Origin of the sequence: Kibdelosporangium banguiense, assembly GCF_017876405.1 — a bacterium.
GTDB classification, from domain to species: Bacteria; Actinomycetota; Actinomycetes; order Mycobacteriales; family Pseudonocardiaceae; genus Kibdelosporangium; species Kibdelosporangium banguiense.
The window spans coordinates 6,080,873-6,098,612 of the sequence record NZ_JAGINW010000001.1; the positions used below are offsets into that span (position 1 = coordinate 6,080,873).

Here is a 17,740-nt window from a genome sequence, read left to right on the forward strand (position 1 = left end):
GTCACTTCCGCACGAGGGCCTCGACATGCGGGACGATCCGGTAAGGCCCCAATGCGGACTCCCGCGGCTCACCGTTGGAGACCCAGTCCACAGCCAGGTCGAACACACAGTCGCAGCGCGCTGACTCGAAGTTGAACCGGAACGCCTCGGGATCCCCGCGGCTGACCTTGAACGGGAACACGGCGGACGGCTGTGCGGGGGTCGGCGTGGTGCCCACCAGCGCCGGCCCCGGGTCCTCCGGGACCATCCGGACTTGCAGCGGTTCGGTGTCGAAATCCACGATCATGCCGTGCAAGGGCTGCCGCGAGGCGGGGCACGGCTCCACCAGCGTCAGCTCGCCGGTGGTGGGAGGCCCGGCACGGTGGCGAAGGACCACTCTGATCCCCAGAATGATCACTTCCTCCTCGCTGCGGTTCTGCGCGCCGACGAACAGGTCGGCCGAGGCCGTGAGGGCGTCCGGCATGCCAGGCGGGCGGTCGTCGCCGGCCAGCCGGTACACGCATCGGGTGTCCCACACGGCGGTCAGGGTGAGCGCCGCCGGTGGAGGCTGATCGGCGGGTGGGGTTGGTTTCGGCCACAGCGTTATCGCGGCGACCACCACGGCTGTGGTCGCGACCGAGGCCATGACCAGCAGCGGTCTTCGCCGCGCTCCGATATGGACATCGCCGTGGATCTCACCGGCCTGAACGACACCGTCTGCCTGGACCGAGCCGCTGATCTCATTGCGGTTATCGCCAGGCTCGGCCATGTGCCCAGTCTACTGAGCAGATGGCCGCTTTCTCACAGGCGAGCCGGGGCCTCGATACCCAGCAGCGACAAGCCAAGCGTGAGCACCTTCGACGTCAGTGCGCACATCGCCAGGCGTGACTGCCGTGTCTCGCCTTCCGACTTGAGCACGGGGCATTCGTCGTAGAACTTGGAGAAGGCGGTCGCGGTGTCGAACAGGTATGTGCACAGCTTGTGCGGGGTGTAGCCGTCGACTGCGGCCTGGATCGCGGCTGGGAACTGGATCAGCTGGATCGCGAGGGCGCGTTCGGCCGGCTCGGCGAGGATGACCTTGGTGCCTGGGCCTGGGGCCTGGCCCGCCTTGCGCAGGATCGACAGTTGCCGGGCGTTGGCGTACTGCAGGTAGGTCGCCGTGTTGCCGTCTGTGGCCAGCATTTTCTTCCACGAGAAGACGTAGTCCTTCTCGCGGTCGTTGGACAGGTCCGCGTACTTGACCGCACCGATGCCCACCGCACGGGCAACGGTGGTCTTCTCGGTCGCGTCGAAGTTGTTGTCCTCGCGGGCGTCCAGGACTTTGGTCGCCTGCTCGATCGCTTCGTTGAGCAGGTCGATCAGCTTGACCGAGCCGCCCGCCCTGGTCCGGAACATCTTGCCGTCCTCGCCGAGGATCGACCCGAAGTTCACGTGCACCGCGCGGTGGTCCGGGCCGAGCCAACCCGCGTCCCGGGAGGCCGTGAAGATCATCTGGAAGTGCTGCGACTGGGGCGTTCCCACCGCGTACAGCAGGTCGGTGGCCCCGCGCTCGCCCGTCCAGTACCGGACCGTGGCCAGGTCTGTGCTCATGTAGCCGTAGCCGCCGTCGCTCTTGCGGACGATCAACGGCAGCGGCTCGCCCTCGCGGTTGGTGAAGCCCGCCGGGAAGACGCACAACGCGCCGTCACTGACCCGGGTCAGCCCCTTCTGCTCCAGCTCGGTGACCGTGTCGGCGAGGAACGGGTTGTAGAAGCTCTCGCCGTAGTTGTCCTCAGGCGTCAGGCCGATGCCCAGCAGCTGGTAGACCTTCAGGAAGTGCCGCATGGACTCTTCCACCAGCTCGTGCCACAGCTCCAGCGTCTTCTCGTCGCCGCTCTGCAGCTGGACGACGCGCTGGCGGGCCCGCTCGGCGAAGTCCGGGTCGGCGTCGAACTTCTTGCGCGCTTCCTGGTAGAAGCCGTTGAGGTCGCTGATCGTGTGGTCCGCGCCGAAGCCCTCGTCGAGCAGGTGCTCGATGAGCATGCCGAACGGCGTGCCCCAGTCGCCCAGGTGGTTGTGCGGGATGACCTCGTGGCCCTGGAACCGCATCAGCCGGACCAGCGCGTCGCCGATGATCGACGACCGCAGGTGGCCGACGTGCATCTCCTTGGCCACGTTCGGGCTGGAGTAGTCGATCGCGATCCGCCGCGGCGCGTCCGTCTCGGGCACGCCGAGCCGCTCGTCGGCGAGCAGATCGGTCATGTGCCCGGCCAGCCACGAGTCACGCAGCGTGAGGTTGATGAAGCCGGGTCCGGCGATGTCGGGCTGCTCGACCAGGTCGCCGGCGTCCAGCGCCTCGACGATCGCGGTGGCCACCTCGCGCGGCTGACGGCCGATCCGCTTGCCCAGGCCCATGGCGGCGTTGCACTGGTAGTCGGCACCGGGTCGGCTCGACGGGCGGATCAGTGCCTCCGCCGCGGTGATGTCCAGATCCAGTGACGATTTCACGGCCGCGGCTACCCGTGCGGCCAGTTCCAGTCCAACGTCTGCTTGCACCTTGTCCATTATTCCAGGCAGGGCAAAATCGGTTCAATCGAGCTCGTCCCAGTGCTGCTGGGCGGCCGGGCGCCAGCCGAGATGCCTGCGGTGGAACAGTTCCGCGGCCTGCTTGCCACGCCAGTTGGCCGGCAGCAGGTCGGCGGGAAGCCGCGGGTCGAGGAACGGGAACCGGCGCCACTCGTGCACCATCATCGTCTGTGCGTGCAGCACGGCCGGCCCGTCCTGCGGGGTGAGCGTGCCGAACTCGTCGATGAACTCCTCGTACCGTGTCTCCACTTCGGACAGATCCCAGGCGCGGGCGACCATCGAGCCGACCTGGCCGATCGAGCCGTACTCGGCCACGAACGACATCGCGCCGCGGGAAAGCTCCAGGCCACTGAGGATCTCGGCGGCCTCCTGCTGGCGCCCGGCGTCCGGGCAGATCCACACCCCGGCCTCGGGGGAGCCGAAACCGGCCCACGTCAGCCGGGTCCGCAACCGGTGCCGCAGGTCGCGTTTGGACTCCGGCACCGACACCAGCAGTACCAGCCAGCGCCCGTCCCACGGCTCTTCCACGCTGCCGAACTCGTAGATCCGGCGGGCACCCTCGGTGAGCAGCTTGCGGCCGGGCGGCGTGAGCGACCAGCGGACCCGGCGGCCCACACGGTCGGAGACCAGCCAGCCCTCGGCCGCGGTGCGGGCCAGCGCCTGGCGCGCGGACTTCTCCTCGACGTCGAACCTGGCGAGCGTGTTCACCAGGACCGAAGTCCATACGGGTCGCTCGCGGGGCAGGACGTACTCACCTAGTAAAGTCATCAGCAGCGAGCGTGCGCTGGTGTGACTGACCTCCCGGCGCCGGGTGACCATCGGTCTGCTCATCCCGAGCATGATACATGTATTTTACGTCACGTCAGCCTTTTGTAGAACTTCGGTTTCAGGCCCGGGCGAGTACCGAGGGTGACGGCACTGCTTTGCGGGCCAGGCCCAGCACGGCCAGCGAGGCCACCGCGGCGACCTCGGTGATCAGCAGCCCGCGTTCCACGGCGCCGAGCGGGATCGCGACCCACCACCGGGTTCCGGTGAACGGCTGCAGGACCACCGCGCCGAGGATGAAGCCGAACCAGCCCAACGAGATCACACCGAGCCACACGGGCAGCGAAGACCGGGTGGCCCGGCCGATCAGGATCGCGGCGAGCGGCAGGCTGACGAACGCGACCACGCTGGCATAGCGGTGGATCATGCCGCCGAAGCTCGGGCCGATGGCCCAGTTGTTCTTCGGGAACGCCACGATCGCCAGCAGGCACAGACTCCAGATCACCAGCAGGATGGCCGCCGGCGAGTAGGCCTTGATCAGCTTATGGCCGGCCAGTGAGGCGATCACCGCCAGCGAGCCGAACGCCAGCGCGAGCACCCCGAGGTTGAACACCCAGGCGTCCTCCAGCAACGCGTACTCGCTGATGGTCCGCCGGACCACGCTCACCTGCGATGACGGCGGGATCACGTGCAGTAACCCGATGAGCAGGACCGCTGCCGCGGCTCCAGACAACCCTAGATATGCGGTCGCACGGGGCCACCGGGCCATTGGGAGTACCTCCTGTGAGGGGCAGGTTCGGACAAATGGACCAACTTGAGAAAAGTTGGTGTGGTTCCCGTCGACAGTGGTTTGACAGCTGGACGGACTGGGTAACCGCGCCGCATGTTGATGGGCGCCGAGGATCGCATGCTAGGCCCGCTGGTCTGGGTGCACTTGGTGATGTACCGCCCGGTCCTGCTCCCCGACCGGGCCGTCGCGGACGTCGTCCGCGACGTCGAAGAGCTCGCCGGCCACATGGCCGACCTGCTCGCCGCCGACAGCCCGCAGCCGCCTGCCGCGCTCGCGGCAGCCAACCGCGTGCTGGACGAATGCTGCCTGTTCGTCGAACGGTGGACCCTCGGCTCCGAGCGGCTCAACGCCTTCCGCGGCGACGTCGTTCGCCTCCGGATGCGCCTGGACGTCATCGCCAACCGGCTCGTCCCCGCCGCCGACCTCGACTCGGGACAGATGGCGTCCTGATGAGCGCCCTAGTCAGCGATGCACTGGACGGGGGGTTTGACCGGATTCGGGCCGGTGGTGCCGGCGATGAAACCGAATGAGGTTGTCTTGTCGACGTCGCCGTTCCATTGAGCGGCTGCGACGCGGACTGTTTTGCCGTCCTGTGACAGTGTGCCGTTCCAGAGATCGTTGATCTTCTGGCCGCCGGGCAGGGTCCAGGTGACGGTCCAGCCGTCAAGGGGGTGGGTGGCGCTGTTGCGGACGGTCACCTCGGCCTGGTAGCCGTCGTTCCAGGAGTTCGTGATCACGTAGACGGCCTCGCAGCCGACTGACGGCGGCGCGGTGGCGGACGACGGGAGCGGGCTCAGTGCGTTGGGGAAGCCGGTTGGTTGCTGTGGGTTGCCGCTCTTGTTGATGACGAGGCCGACCACGAGGCCGATGGCCACCAGCAGAATCGCCATCGTGGACATCAGAACGCCACGCCTGCGCGGTTTCGGCGGCGGCAGCGTCATGGTCGCGGTGATCCGCGGCTGGAAGTGCGGTGGTGGCTTGCCTTTGGCCAGGTGCTCCTGGGCCTGGCGCATGGTGGGGCGTTCGTTCGGGTCGGCGCGCAGCATCCAGATCAGCATCGGCGCCAGCGGGCCGGCCTGCCGGGGCGGGATGATGTTCCCGCTGGCGACCCTGAGCAGCAGGGCGATGGTGTTGTCGTCGAAGTCGAACGGCGGGACGCCCTCGGTCGCGGCGTAAAGCGTGGCGCCTAGCGAGAAGACGTCAGAGGGGAACCCGGCCTTGCCGCCGCCGGCGACCTCGGGCGCCAGGAACGCCGGTGTGCCCGCGATGACACCGACGCTGGTCATGGTCGCGTCGCCGATCGCCTTGGAGATCCCGAAATCGGTGATCTTCACCGTGCCGTCCGGGGCGATCAGGACGTTGTCCGGCTTGATGTCGCGGTGCACGATGCCGACCTCGTGCGCGGCCGCGAGTGCGTCGGCGAGCTGGGCGCCGATCTTGGCGACCTCGTCGGGCGGCAACGCGCCGCGCTCGGCCATCACCGCCGAGAGGCTCTCCGAGGGCAGGTATTCCAGGACCAGGCACGGCCTGCCTTCGTGCTCGACCACGTCGTGCACGGCGATGGCGTTGGGATGCTGGAGTTTTGCAGCGAGGCGGGCCTCCCGCATCACCCGCTCGTCGGCCTGCCCGCCCTCAGTGCCCGCCAGGGCGGCGTCGAACGACAGGAGCTTCACGGCGACCGTGCGATCCAGGCGTTCGTCGTGTGCCCGCCACACGACCCCCATCGCGCCACGGCCGATCCGGCCGACCAGCCGGTAGCGGCCGGCGACCAGGTCGTCCTTGTTCGTCACCTTCCTGATTCTACTTTCTGGCAAGCCATTCTGTTGCCAGTACGGAGTAGACCGCCGCGTCCTGGCGGGTGCCGTTCAGGGGGTACTCCGACCGCAGGACACCCTCCTTGGTCATGCCAAGTCGTTGTGCCACAGCAACACTGCGCTCATTCGCGGGTGAGCAACGCCATTCCACCCGGGACATGCCGCGTGCGCATACCGCCCACTCGATCATGTGCCGGACAGCGGCGGTGATCAGGCCCCTGCCGCTCGCGGCCGGTTCGAGCCAGACGCCGACCTCGCACGAGCCCATCCTGGTGTCGAACGTCCGAAACAGTGTTCCGCCGACCAGGGTTCCGTCGACCCACATGCCGTAGAGCCGTCCGCTGTCGGAGGCCTGCTTGTCGGTGTACTGCTTCAGGAACGCCCGGCATGTCTCCTCGTCGACGAGTGTGGTCGCCCAGGCGATCCACGGCCGCAGGTTCTCGCGGGCCCGGTCGATGTGTTCGGCGAACTCGGCGGCGTTCCACGGCTCCAGGGCACGCAGCTCGGCACCGTCGGCCAGGGGAAGGATGAGCATTCGAACCTCCGTACCAAACGTTTGTTATGTACCATGGTGCCATGCCGCCTGCCCCTGGTGACCACGACGCAAGGCGCCGAGACGTCTCCGAGGCGGTCTGGCGAGTCCTGGCAGCACACGGTTTCGGCCATCTCACGCTGCGTGCCGTCGCGGCGGAGATGGGCGTGTCCACCGGCATGCTGACGCACTACTTCCAGTCCAAGAACGCCTTGGTCCGCTATGCCCACGCGGTCGCCGAGGACCACACGAACGTCCCGGCCCGGCCCGCGAAAGGCCTTGCGTCACTTCGGGAAGCCCTGCTCGACGTGGTGCCGCTGACCCCGGAGGCGACCGTGATGAACCGCGTCTGGGTCAGCTTTTGGGATGCCGCCATCGGCGACCCAGAACTGGGCGCCGGCGAGAAAGCCCGTTACGAAAGGTGGCGCACCAAACTCCGCCCACACGTCGAAGCAGCAGTCGCCGCAGGGGAAATCCCTGCCACCGTTGACATCGACGACGTGACCACAGCCGCCGCCGCGCTCACGCATGGCATCGTCGTGCAAGCCCTGTTCGACCCGGACCGGTTCCCGCCGGACCGCCTGATTCAGTTGATCGACAACCATTTGCGGATGCTCAGTGGCCAGTCGTGATTCGTCCGGCGCCGTCCCCTAATGGTGGTTGTTTTGCCGGGCTGCGGGAGGTACGCCGGAGACATGCGAGCTGTGTGGCGTGGGACCGTGTCGATCGGGTTGGTGTCGATCGCGGTGCGGGTGCTGGCGGCCACGCAGGATCATGACTTCCGGTTCCATCACGTGCATCGGGCCGACGCGGGCCGGATCCGGTACCGGCGGGAGTGTGAGGCGTGCGGCGAGGAGATCGACTTCGCTGATGTGGCACGGGGTTACGAGCTGCCCGACGGCAGGCTTGTGCTGCTGGGCAAGGATGACTTCGAATCGTTGCCGAGTGTGACCGACCGGGCGATCCGGGTGGTGCATTTCGTTCCGGCAGGCGATCTGCATCCGATCTTCTTTCAGCGCAGCTATTACCTTGAGCCGGAGGACAACGCGGTGCAGCCGTATGTCCTTCTGAGACTCGCGATGGAACGGACCCAGCGCGCCGCGATCGTGAAGATAGCCATGCGTCGCAGGGAGGTGCTGGCCGCCCTGCACACGCGGGGCGACATGATGATGCTGCACACCATGTTGTGGCCCGACGAGGTACGGCCGGCGGATTTCCCTTTCCAGCAAAGGGAAGTGACGGTCCGTCCACAGGAGCTGACCGCGGCCACCGCGTTGGTGACGAGTATGAGCGCGCCTTTCCGGCCAGAGGAGTTCACCGACGACTATCAGCAGGCGCTGGCGCAGATGATCGACGCGAAGGCTGACGACGCGCAACCGCCGCCGATCCCGCCCCAGCGGGCAGGTGACACCACGATGGACTTGCTGGAGGCGCTGCGGCTCAGCGTCGAACGGGCGCGTCTGGACGAGTACTAGCCAGGGCGCAGCACGCGAGTAACCGCAGCGACAGGCCGTCGAGGGAGGTCCACACGAGAGGCGGCTGCCACCCGGCCCGGACGGCCTCCTGGTAGATCTCTTCGGCGTACACTGCGAGAAGTACCAGTTGCGGCGCCTGGACGAGCCCGGTCCGGGCCGAGGCGTCGATTCTGATCTGGGTCCGTACCACTTGGACATGGCTGGCCAGCGCCGCGGCGATGATCGGGTCGTGGTCGGCGGCCACGTGCCCAGCCTGCAGCCGGGAGTCCAGCCGACGCAACCAGCGCCGGGCGGACCACCGGGCAGCGCAATCCCAAATGTTCACGTAGGAGGTTCTGGTCGTCGGTGTGTTTGGCGGCCGCACCAAACTTACGCGGTGCGGCCGCCAAATTGTCACACCGGTTCGGGAACCTTTTCGTGCTCTTCGCGCTGCCCGATGTGCCGGGCCAGGGTTTCGCCCTCGACGTCCACGTTCGGGGTAATCCGATCGAGCAGACGGGGGAACCACCATGCCGCTTTGCCGAACAAGGTCATCAACGCGGGGACAAGCGTCATGCGGACCACGAACGCGTCGATCAGCACGCCGAACGCCAGCGCGAAGCCCATCGACTTGATGACCGTGTCGTGGGAGAACACGAAGCCCATGAACACCGCGGTCATGATCAATGCAGCCGCGGTGACCACTCGGGCACTGTGGCCGAACCCGTCGACCACCGCCTCGCGGGGCGACGAGCCCTGCACGAACGACTCCCGCATGCCCGACACCAGGAACACCTCGTAGTCCATGGCCAGGCCGAACAGGATGCCGGTCATCAGGATCGGCAGGAAGCTGATGATCGGCGAGCCGTGCGACACACCGAGCAGGTCACCCAGCCAGCCCCACTGGAAGATCGCCACCACGGCCCCGATGGACGCGGCCACGGTCAGCAGGAAGCCCGCGGTCGCCTTGACCGGCACCAGGATCGACCGGAACATGATCGCCAGCAGGATCAGCGACAGGCCCACGATGACCAGCAGGTACAGCGGAAGCGCGTCGGCCAGCTTCTGCGAGACGTCGATGTTGAGCGCGGTCTGCCCGGTCACGCCGATCTTCGAACCGGTCTGCGCCTGGATCTCGCCGGTCAGCTCCCGCAGCCGCGACACCAGGTCCTTTGTGGCCTCGGTGGACGGCCCGCTGTTCGGGATGAGTTGCAGGACAGCGGTTGTCCGGTCCTCGCTGAGGCCGGCGGGCACCACGCGGGTGACGTCCGGCACCGAGCTGAGCTTGCCGGCCAGCGCACCCACCGCGGCCTGCGGGTCGGTGCCCTGCGGGAGATCGGCCACGACGATCAGCGGACCGCTGAAGCCAGGCCCGAACGCCTGCGTCACCAGTGCGTTCGCCCTCTGCTGCGGGCTGCCCTCGGTCGCGGTGGAGTCGTCCGGCAGGCCCATTTCCAGCGAGAACGCCGGAATCGCCAGTGCGCCCAGCGAGACCACGATCAGCACCAGCGCGGTGATCGGACGGCGCGCCACGCCACGAGCCCACCGGTAGCCGAAGGGCTCCTTGGTCGGCACCTCGTCGGAGGCCTTGGCACGGGCCTTCTTGGACACGATCCGCTCGCCGACGAACCCGAGAATCGCCGGCACGAGCGTCAACGCGACCAGGACCGCGATCGCCACGGTCGCCGCGGCGGCCAGGCCCATCACCGACAGGAACGGGATGCCGACGATCGTCAGGCCCGCCAACGCGATGATCACGGTCAGGCCGGCGAAGAACACGGCGCTGCCCGCGGTGCCGATGGCCCGCGCGATGGACTCGTCGACGTCCATTCCGGCCAGTACCTGTTTGCGGTGCCTGTGCACGATGAACAGCGCGTAGTCGATGCCGACGGCCAGACCAAGCATCATCGCCAGCACGGGCGCGGTGGACGACATGTCGATCACGCTGGTCAGCCCGTACAGCCCGCCGATGCCGATGCCCACACCGACGATCGCGGTCAGCAGCGGCAGCCCGGCGGCCACGAGCGAGCCGAACGTCATCACCAGCACGAGCGCGGCGATCAGCACACCGATGCCCTCGGTGGCGCCGATGGCGACCATCTCACCGGCGATCTCCTGGCTGTAGGCCACTTCCAGGCCCGCGTTCTCGGCCGTCTTGACCGCGCTCTTGATCGCGTCCTTCGTGGACTCCTTCACCTCCGGCGGGGAGACCGAGAACTGCACCTGCGCCAGGCCGATGCGCTGGTCCGGCGAGACGGCCTGGGTGACGAACGGGCTGAACGCGCCCGCGACCTGCTCGGTCTTGCCGATCTGGGCCATCACGCCGTCGATCAGCGGCTGCGACTCGGCGAGCGTGCGGCCCTGCGGCGCGGCGAACACGATCCGGCCGGACGCGCCCGCGGCCTGCGGAAGCTTCTCCTGCAGGTGGTCGAGCGCCTGCTGGGACTGTGTGCCGGGGATGGAGAACTGGTTGGTGGTCTGGCCGGACAGGCCAAGCGCGCCGATTCCGGCGATGAGCAGCACCAGCAGCCAGACACCGAGGACAAGTCCCCGGCGCCGTCTGGCGGCGTGCGCGAGTCGGTACAACAGCTTGGCCACGTCTCGGCTCCTTCAAGCGTGTTCTGGGGTAGGACCGATCGGCGTTGATCAGCTCTGGGGTGCGTCAAAACCGGTGCGCAGGTAGCCGAAGGCCTCGTCCATGAGGCTGGAGATGTCGGTTTCGCTGTGCTCACCGGCGTGGGTGATCGCTGCCTGGATCACGCCGAAAGCGGCGTGCACCAGGGCGAGCGGGAGAAAGGTGCTGCGCTGCGGCGGCGGGATCTTCTCCAGCAGCGCGTCGTGTGCCCCGATCACCATCCGTTCCCGGGCGGCCAGCTCGTAGGGCACGAGCTCGGGATAGTTCCCGGCCATCCGGGACAGTGTGTTGATCATGACGAAGTTCCTGGGGCCGACGACCAGTTCGACCACGGCGCGCAACGAGTCGAACAGCGGCTCGTCGGCGGGACGGTCGTGCAGCTCGCTGACGGCGTCGTCGAACATGAACCCGCTGACCTCGACAACGGCTTCTTCCTTGCGGTTGAAGTAGTTGAAGAAGGTGCGGCGGGAGACGCCGACGCGGTCGGTGACGTCTTCGACCAGGAACCCGTCCAGGCCCCGTTCCGAGGCGAGCTCGAACGCGGCGAAGCTGAGCGCACGTCGCGTCTCGTATTTCTTCGCCTCACGGAGCCCCGGTTTGGGTGTCACACGATCAGGCTACGAGTAGTTTTGCCTAACGTGCAACTTTGCCCGTTGTGCAGGAATGTGAGATGGGTCATGGGTTAGGTTCCGGGCGTGCCGAACGTCTTCGATCCGCGGGTGTTCGCGGCCGGTCTGCCCCACGACGCGTTCCGGGAACTGCGCGATTCAGCGCCTGTGAGCTGGCAGGACGAGCACGAGGTGCTCGACTGGCCGGCGGGACCCGGGTACTGGGCGGTGACACGTTACTCCGACGTCAGGCACGTGCTGCGGACACCCGAGGTGTTCTCCTCGTGGCTGGGCGCGACGCAGATCCGCGATCCCGAACCGGACGACTTGGCCTTCATCCGGCGGATGATCCTCAACATGGACCCGCCGGAGCACCAACGGCTGCGCAAGATCGCCGCGGCGGTCTTCACCCGGAGGCGGCTCGATCAGTCCGCCGCCGAGATCACTTCGCGGGCCGCGGGCCTGATCTCCTCGGTCGTCTCGCAAGGCTCGTGCGATCTTCCCGTCGACGTGACCGACGACTTTCCGTTGCTGAACCTGGCGGACCTGCTCGGCGTGCCCGCGTCCGACCGGAACCTGTTGCTGCGCTGGACGAATCGCGTGATCGGCTACCAGGATCCGGAGCATGCCGGTGAAGTCAAGCGGGACGCCGCAGGGAAGCCGCTGAATCCGCGCTCGCCCGCGATGCTCGCGGACATGTTCGCCTACGCCAGCGAATTGGCCGCGTACAAGAAGAAACACCCCGCGCAAGACCTGATGTCCGCATTGGTCAGTGCCACTGTGGACGGACGAACCCTGGACGACGCCGAACTGCAGATGTTCTTCTTTCTCGTGGTGATCGCCGGTAACGACACGGTCCGCAGCGCTTTGCCCGGCGGGGTGCTGGCTCTGGTCGAGCACCCCGAGGAGTACCGGCGACTACGAGCCGATCTGGACCTGCTGCCCAGCGCGGTCGAGGAGATGCTGCGCTGGCACCCGCCGGTGCTGTCGTTCCGCAGGACGGCGGCGCAGGACGTTGTCCTTGCCGGGCAACAGATCCGGGCCGGTGACAAGGTCGTCGTGTATCACGCGTCGGCGCATTACGACCCGCGGCAGTTCCCCGATCCGTTCCGGTTCGACATCACGCGGGAACCCAACGACCACATCGCGTTCGGCCAAGGCCCGCATCTGTGCCTGGGCGCGCACTTCGGCCGGTTGCAGCTGCGGATCTTCTTCCGTGAGTTGCTGACCAGGCTGCCGGAGGTTCAGCTCGCCGGTCCGCCGGTGCGGCTGACGTCGAACTTCATCAACGGCATCACGCACCTGCCACTCAGCTGGCCTCGTTGAGCACCGCTTCGCTGAAGACCGGCCACACCTCGGCCGCCCACTCACCGAACTGACGGTCGGTCAACGCGATCGCCGAAATGCCCGCCTTCGGGTCGGCCCAAAGGAATGTGCCGCTCTGTCCGAAGTGCCCGAACGTCTCCGGCGAGTTCGACTTGCCGGTCCAATGCGGACTCTTGTGGTCCCGCAACGAGAACCCCAGCCCCCAGTCGTTGGGCTTCTGGTGCCCGAACCCGGGCAGAACCCCGTTCAGCCCCGGGAAGACAACGGTCGTCGCCTCCTTGAAAAGCTCCGCCGACACCAGCTTCGGCGCCAGCAACTCGGCCGCGAACCGGGTCAGATCGACGACAGTCGACGCCCCGGCATACGCCGCACTTCCCTTGAGCATCGTGTCGTTCATCTTCAGCGGCGCGAACACGGCTTCGGCGAGGTACGCGTTGAACGGAATTCCGGACGCCTGCTGGACAGTCTCCGCGAGCGTCTCGAACCCCACATTGGAGTAGATCCGTTTGGTGCCCGGCTGCGCCTGGATCTTGTCCTCGGCCATCGCCAGGCCCGACGCGTGTGCCAGCAGATGCCGGATCGTGGACCCCTCCGGCCCGGCCGCCTCATCGAGCTCGACCGCGCCCTCCTCCACGGCAATGAGCACCGCATACGTGGTCAGCAGCTTGGTCACCGACGCCAGCGGAAACACCTTCGCCTGGTCACCGCGCGCCCCCAGCACAGTCCCATCCGCCGCGACCACGGCCGCCGCCACATTGTCGACCGGCCATTCGTCGATCAAAGCCAAGCTCTGCATGGGACTGAACGCTACATCCATGGGGAAAATCAGCTGACGGACTCCTCCACTTCCAGGTGCTTGGCGACCAGGCGGAGCAGCCGGTTGGTGTCGACTGGCTTTGTCACGTAGTCGTTCGCGCCCGCGGCCAGTGTCCGTTCGCGGTCCTCCGGCATCGCCTTCGCGGTCACCGCGATCACGGGCAGGTCCGCGTGTGACGACATTTCCCGGATCGCCGCGATGGTCGCGTTTCCGTCCAGCTCGGGCATCATCACGTCCATCAGTACGAGCGCGATGTCGGTGTACTGCTCCAAAGCGCGCACGCCGGCGACGCCGTTGTCCGCGTAGACGACGTCCAGGCCGTGCTGTTCCAGCATCGCGGTCAACGCGAACACGTTGCGCAGGTCGTCGTCGACGATCAGGACTTTCTCGCCGTGGAACCGGATCGACGGGGTGCCTTCGATCTCCGGAAGTTCTTCCTCAGCGGTTTCGGCGATGACGGGCAGCTGCGGCGGTGCCGGGGGCAGCGGGCGCAGGACGTCTGCCTGCTGTACGGCCAGATACAGCGTGAATGTGCTGCCCACGCCGGGTTCGCTGGTCACGTGCAGCTCACCGGCGAGCAGCTGGGTCAGCTGCCGGCTGATCGACAGGCCCAGGCCGGTGCCGCCGTACTTGCGGCTTGTGGTGCCGTCGGCCTGCTGGAACGCCTCGAAGATCACCGCGAGTTTGTCCTGCGCGATCCCGATTCCGGTGTCCTCGACCACAAACGCGATGACCGCGGCCGCGCTACGCAACCGCGTGGTGTGCGTGACCGCCGGGTCGGCCATGGTGATTCGCAGCTGGACACTGCCTTCGTGGGTGAACTTCACCGCGTTGGACAGCAGGTTTCGCAGGATCTGCTGCAACCGGTGCTCGTCGGTGTGCAGGATCGACGGCACCGACGGCTCGACCGTCACCGCGAAGTCCAGGCCCTTCTCCGTGGTCAGCGGACGGCACAACGCCTCGACGTAGCTGACCAGCTCAGGCAGTGCGAAGTCGTTGGTCTGCAGCTCCAGGTGCCCGGCCTCGACCTTGGTCAGGTCCAGGATGTCGTCGATGAGCTGCTGCAGGTCGCTGCCGGCCGAGTAGATCGTCTTGGCGAACTCGCGCTGGCGGGCGGTGAGGTTGCCCTCCAGGTTGTCCGACAACAGCTTGGCCAGGATCAGCGCACTGTTCAACGGCGTGCGCAGCTCGTGCGACATGTTCGCCATGAACTCCGACTTGTACTTCGACGCTGTGGCCAGCTGTTGCGCGCGGTCCTCCAGTTCCTGGCGGGCCTGCTCGATCTCGGAGTTCTTGACCTCGATGTCCCGGTTCTGCCTGGCCAGCAGCGCCGCCTTCTCGGCCAGTTCGGTGTTGGAGCTCTGCAGCTCGTCCTGCTGTGCCTGCAGTTGCTCCGAACGCGCCCGCAGCTCGCGCGTCAGGCGCTGCGACTCGGCCAGCAGCGCCTCGGTGCGGGCGTTGGCCAGCAGCGTGTTCATGTTGACGCCGATGGTCTCCTTGAGCTGCTCCAGCAAGTCGTGGTGCACCGAGGTGAAGTCGTTGACCGAGGCCAGTTCGATCACGCCGAGCACCTGGCCCTCGAACAGCACCGGCAGCAGGATCACGTTCTTCGGCGCGGCCGAGCCGAGCCCGGAGGAGACCTTGATGTAGTCCGGTGGGGCGCCGGTGATCTGCACGGTTCGCTTGTCCACCGCGACCTGGCCGACCAGCGACTCACCGAACGCGAACTTCACCGTGCCATCGCCTTCGGCACGGCCGTAGCTCGCGATCCGCCGCAGCCATATGCCCGTGTCGTTGCTTTCGGCGAGGAACACGGCGCCGTACTGGGCGCGGACCAGGGGAGCGAGCTCGCTCAGGATCAGCGAGGCGACCGCGGCCAGGTCCCGGTGGCCCTGCATCAGGCCGGAGATCCGGGCCAGGTTGGTCTTGAGCCAGTCCTGTTCCTCGTTGGTGCGGGTGGTTTCCTTGAGGGTCAGGATCATCTGGTTGATGTTGTTCTTCAGATCCGCCAGCTCACCGGACGCGTCCACGGTGATCTGCCTGGTCAGGTCGCCCGCCGTCACGGCCGTGGCGACCGCGCCGATCGCACGCACCTGCGTGGTCAGGTTGCCGGCGAGCTGGTTGACGTTCTCGGTCAGCCGCTGCCAGGTGCCGGACACGTCGACCACGTTCGCCTGGCCACCGAGCTTGCCCTCGGTGCCGACCTCGCGGGCCACACGCGTGACCTCACCGGCGAACGACGAGAGCTGCTCGACCATGGTGTTCAGGGTGTTCTTGAGCTCGAGGATCTCACCCCGGGCGTTCACGTCGATCTTCTTCGACAGGTCGCCGTTGGCCACCGCGGTGGTCACCTGCGCGATGTTGCGGACCTGGGTGGTCAGGTTCTCGGCCATGACGTTGACGTTGTCGGTCAGCTCTTTCCACGTGCCGGCCACGTTCGGCACGCGCGCCTGACCGCCGAGCGTTCCCTCGGTGCCGACCTCGCGGGCCACACGCGTGACCTCGTCACCGAACAGCCGCAGCGTGTCGACCATGCCGTTCATCGTGTCGGCCAGCGACGCGACCTCGCCCTTGGCCTCGACCGTGATCTTCTTGCCGAGGTCGCCGTTGGCCACCGCCGCCGCGACCGTCGCGATGCTGCGCACCTGGGTGGTCAGGTTCTCGGCCATGACGTTGACGTTGTCGGTCAGGTCCTTCCACGTTCCCGCGACGCCACGGACCTGAGCCTGACCGCCCAGCTTGCCTTCCGTACCCACCTCGCGGGCCACGCGCGTGACTTCGTCGGCGAAGGCGGAGAGCTGGTCGACCATGGTGTTGAGGGTGTTCTTGAGCTCCAGGATCTCGCCGCGGGCGTCGACGTTGATCTTCTGGGTCAGATCGCCGCGACCGATCGCCGTGGTCACCTGGGCGATGTTGCGGACCTGGTCGGTCAGGTTCGACGCCATGAAGTTCACCGAGTCGGTGAGGTCACGCCACGTCCCGGCCACACCGGGGACCTGGGCCTGACCACCCAGCCGGCCGTCGCTGCCGACCTCCCGGGCCACTCTGGTGACCTCGTCGGCGAACGCCGAGAGCTGGTCGACCATGGTGTTGAGGGTGCTTTTGAGTTCGAGGATCTCGCCGCGGGCGTCGACGTTGATCTTCTGGGTCAGGTCGCCTCGCTGCACGGCCGTCGCGACCTGGGCGATGTTGCGGACCTGGTCGGTCAGGTTGCCCGCCATGAAGTTCACGGAGTCCGTCAGGTCACGCCACGTTCCAGCGACACCCGGGACCTGCGCCTGACCACCAAGGATGCCTTCGGTACCGACTTCGCGGGCCACGCGGGTGACTTCGTCGGCGAAGGCGGAGAGCTGGTCGACCATGGTGTTGAGGGTGCTTTTGAGTTCGAGGATCTCGCCGCGGGCGTCGACGTTGATCTTCTGCGTCAGGTCGCCCCGGGCCACGGCCGTCGCGACGGTCGCGATGTTGCGGACCTGGTCGGTCAGGTTGCCGGCCATCAGGTTCACCGAGTCGGTGAGGTCTCGCCAGGTACCGGCGACGCCGGGGACCTGGGCCTGACCACCGAGGATGCCTTCGGTACCGACTTCGCGGGCCACGCGGGTGACTTCGTCGGCGAAGGCGGAGAGCTGGTCGACCATGGTGTTGAGCGTGTTCTTGAGTTCGAGGATCTCGCCGCGGGCGTCGACGTTGATCTTCTGCGTCAGGTCGCCCCGGGCCACCGCGGTCGCCACCCGGCCGATGTCGCGGACCTGGTCGGTGAGGTTGCCGGCCATCAGGTTCACCGAGTCGGTCAGGTCACGCCAGATCCCCGCACCTCCGGGCAGCCGGGCCTGGCCACCGAGGATGCCCTCGGTACCGATCTCCCGGCCGACCCGCGTGACCTCGCTCGCGAACAGCGACAGCTGGTCGACCATGCCGTTGACGGTGTTGCCCAGCTCCAGGAAGTCCCCGGTCAGCGGCCGGTTGTCCATCTCCAGCGTCATCCGCTTGGTCAGATCGCCCTCGGCCACGGAGGTCAGCACGCGTGTCAGCTCGACCGTCGGCTTGGTCAGGTGGTCGATCAGCTCGTTGACGACCCCGGTCGCGACACCCCAGCCACCCGCGTCGCCGACCGTGCGCAGCCGCTCGTGCAGCAGACCCTCGGTCGCCACGTGGTCACGCACTCTGAGCAGCTCGTTCACCATCTGCTGGTTGCGTTCGGCGATCTCGTTGAACGCCGCCGCCAGCTGCGCCGCGCGGCCGTCGCCCTTGGTCACGATCCGTCGCCGGAAGTTGCCGTCGCGCAGGTCTTCCATCGCGGCCAGCAGGCGGTCGAGTGTCGTGTCCTCGCCGTCCTGGCCCACGGATTCGCGGTTGATGTGGGTAGTCACCGGCACTTCTCCCCGGATCGAGGCGTGGTTCCGCGCTTAACCTTGCCACGGTTGGCTCGTGACTGTGACGCAGGCGCTACGGTTA

15 protein-coding genes are annotated in these 17,740 nt (G+C 67.2%); 4 read left to right on the top strand and 11 right to left on the bottom strand.

The window, feature by feature from the left end; all coding sequences use genetic code 11:
• Position 1: 1 nt before the first annotated feature.
• The 4 genes from JOF56_RS28675 to JOF56_RS28690 all read right to left on the bottom strand — a co-directional run bounded on the left by JOF56_RS28675 (position 2) and on the right by JOF56_RS28690 (position 4,078).
• Entirely contained in the window at positions 2-748 is a 747-nt protein-coding gene (locus JOF56_RS28675) for a hypothetical protein (protein WP_209642594.1), read from the bottom strand.
• 32 nt (positions 749-780) lie between these two features.
• Entirely contained in the window at positions 781-2,523 is a 1,743-nt protein-coding gene (gene argS, locus JOF56_RS28680) for an arginine--tRNA ligase (RefSeq protein ID WP_209642595.1), read from the bottom strand.
• A gap of 24 nt (positions 2,524-2,547) precedes the next feature.
• Positions 2,548-3,363 carry a PaaX family transcriptional regulator gene (locus JOF56_RS28685; protein ID WP_281065792.1) on the bottom strand — a complete coding sequence of 272 codons (816 nt, stop codon included), beginning with the start codon at positions 3,361-3,363 and terminating at the stop codon, positions 2,548-2,550.
• 67 nt (positions 3,364-3,430) lie between these two features.
• Entirely contained in the window at positions 3,431-4,078 is a 648-nt protein-coding gene (locus JOF56_RS28690) for a DUF998 domain-containing protein (RefSeq protein WP_209642597.1), read from the bottom strand.
• Positions 4,079-4,216: 138 nt separating this feature from the next.
• Between JOF56_RS28690 and JOF56_RS28695 the strand changes: the two genes are divergently transcribed.
• The gene (locus tag JOF56_RS28695; RefSeq protein WP_209642598.1) at positions 4,217-4,549 is read left to right on the top strand and encodes a hypothetical protein; all 333 of its coding nucleotides are present in this window, start codon (positions 4,217-4,219) and stop codon (positions 4,547-4,549) included.
• An 8-nt stretch (positions 4,550-4,557) separates the two neighbouring features.
• Here JOF56_RS28695 and JOF56_RS28700 read toward each other — a convergent pair whose 3' ends face one another.
• Together JOF56_RS28700 and JOF56_RS28705 are read right to left on the bottom strand one after the other, a co-directional pair.
• On the bottom strand, positions 4,558-5,889 hold the full coding sequence (locus JOF56_RS28700) for a protein kinase domain-containing protein (RefSeq protein ID WP_209642599.1): 1,332 nt from the start codon (positions 5,887-5,889) through the stop codon (positions 4,558-4,560).
• Positions 5,890-5,899: 10 nt separating this feature from the next.
• The gene (locus JOF56_RS28705; protein WP_209642600.1) at positions 5,900-6,448 is read right to left on the bottom strand and encodes a GNAT family N-acetyltransferase; all 549 of its coding nucleotides are present in this window, start codon (positions 6,446-6,448) and stop codon (positions 5,900-5,902) included.
• 41 nt (positions 6,449-6,489) lie between these two features.
• Here JOF56_RS28705 and JOF56_RS28710 point away from each other — a divergent pair, with 41 nt between their 5' ends.
• On the top strand, positions 6,490-7,077 hold the full coding sequence (locus JOF56_RS28710; RefSeq protein ID WP_209642601.1) for a TetR/AcrR family transcriptional regulator: 588 nt from the start codon (positions 6,490-6,492) through the stop codon (positions 7,075-7,077).
• Positions 7,078-7,140: 63 nt separating this feature from the next.
• The gene (ku, locus tag JOF56_RS28715; RefSeq protein ID WP_209642602.1) at positions 7,141-7,920 is read left to right on the top strand and encodes a non-homologous end joining protein Ku; all 780 of its coding nucleotides are present in this window, start codon (positions 7,141-7,143) and stop codon (positions 7,918-7,920) included.
• On the opposite strand, the gene JOF56_RS28720 is transcribed toward ku, so the two are convergent.
• The 3 genes from JOF56_RS28720 to JOF56_RS28730 form a co-directional block, all read right to left on the bottom strand.
• Positions 7,886-8,245, bottom strand: a complete 360-nt coding sequence (locus tag JOF56_RS28720) for a DUF6401 family natural product biosynthesis protein (RefSeq protein WP_209642603.1) — start codon at positions 8,243-8,245, stop codon at positions 7,886-7,888. The two genes, ku and JOF56_RS28720, sit on opposite strands and share 35 nt — an antisense overlap.
• A gap of 68 nt (positions 8,246-8,313) precedes the next feature.
• Positions 8,314-10,497, bottom strand: a complete 2,184-nt coding sequence (locus JOF56_RS28725) for an MMPL family transporter (RefSeq protein WP_209642604.1) — start codon at positions 10,495-10,497, stop codon at positions 8,314-8,316.
• Positions 10,498-10,545: 48 nt separating this feature from the next.
• Positions 10,546-11,142: a TetR/AcrR family transcriptional regulator gene (locus tag JOF56_RS28730; protein ID WP_209642605.1), complete on the bottom strand. Its 597-nt coding sequence runs from the start codon at positions 11,140-11,142 to the stop codon at positions 10,546-10,548.
• 87 nt (positions 11,143-11,229) lie between these two features.
• Here JOF56_RS28730 and JOF56_RS28735 point away from each other — a divergent pair, with 87 nt between their 5' ends.
• Positions 11,230-12,468 (top strand): cytochrome P450, encoded by a 1,239-nt coding sequence (locus JOF56_RS28735; RefSeq protein WP_209642606.1) that lies wholly within the window; start codon positions 11,230-11,232, stop codon positions 12,466-12,468.
• Here the strand turns inward: JOF56_RS28735 and JOF56_RS28740 are convergent.
• Positions 12,452-13,264 (bottom strand): serine hydrolase domain-containing protein, encoded by an 813-nt coding sequence (locus JOF56_RS28740; protein ID WP_209642607.1) that lies wholly within the window; start codon positions 13,262-13,264, stop codon positions 12,452-12,454. The genes JOF56_RS28735 and JOF56_RS28740 overlap by 17 nt on opposite strands.
• A 29-nt stretch (positions 13,265-13,293) precedes the next feature.
• A complete protein-coding gene (locus tag JOF56_RS28745) occupies positions 13,294-17,580 on the bottom strand; it encodes a HAMP domain-containing protein (RefSeq protein ID WP_209648542.1) in 4,287 nt (1,428 codons plus the stop codon).
• Positions 17,581-17,740 lie beyond the last annotated feature (160 nt).

What these genes read in the sequence shown, in the direction of transcription:
- JOF56_RS28695 (WP_209642598.1), top strand. Translation starts at nt 4,217, where the DNA reads ATGCTAGGCCCGCTGGTCTGGGTGCACTTGGTGATGTACCGCCCGGTC.
- JOF56_RS28745 (WP_209648542.1), bottom strand. Translation starts at nt 17,580, where the DNA reads ATGGAAGACCTGCGCGACGGCAACTTCCGGCGACGGATCGTGACCAAG.
- JOF56_RS28740 (WP_209642607.1), bottom strand. Translation starts at nt 13,264, where the DNA reads ATGCAGAGCTTGGCTTTGATCGACGAATGGCCGGTCGACAATGTGGCG.
- JOF56_RS28685 (WP_281065792.1), bottom strand. Translation starts at nt 3,363, where the DNA reads ATGGTCACCCGGCGCCGGGAGGTCAGTCACACCAGCGCACGCTCGCTG.
- ku (WP_209642602.1), top strand. Translation starts at nt 7,141, where the DNA reads ATGCGAGCTGTGTGGCGTGGGACCGTGTCGATCGGGTTGGTGTCGATC.
- JOF56_RS28710 (WP_209642601.1), top strand. Translation starts at nt 6,490, where the DNA reads ATGCCGCCTGCCCCTGGTGACCACGACGCAAGGCGCCGAGACGTCTCC.
- JOF56_RS28675 (WP_209642594.1), bottom strand. Translation starts at nt 748, where the DNA reads ATGGCCGAGCCTGGCGATAACCGCAATGAGATCAGCGGCTCGGTCCAG.
- JOF56_RS28690 (WP_209642597.1), bottom strand. Translation starts at nt 4,078, where the DNA reads ATGGCCCGGTGGCCCCGTGCGACCGCATATCTAGGGTTGTCTGGAGCC.
- JOF56_RS28705 (WP_209642600.1), bottom strand. Translation starts at nt 6,448, where the DNA reads ATGCTCATCCTTCCCCTGGCCGACGGTGCCGAGCTGCGTGCCCTGGAG.
- argS (WP_209642595.1), bottom strand. Translation starts at nt 2,523, where the DNA reads ATGGACAAGGTGCAAGCAGACGTTGGACTGGAACTGGCCGCACGGGTA.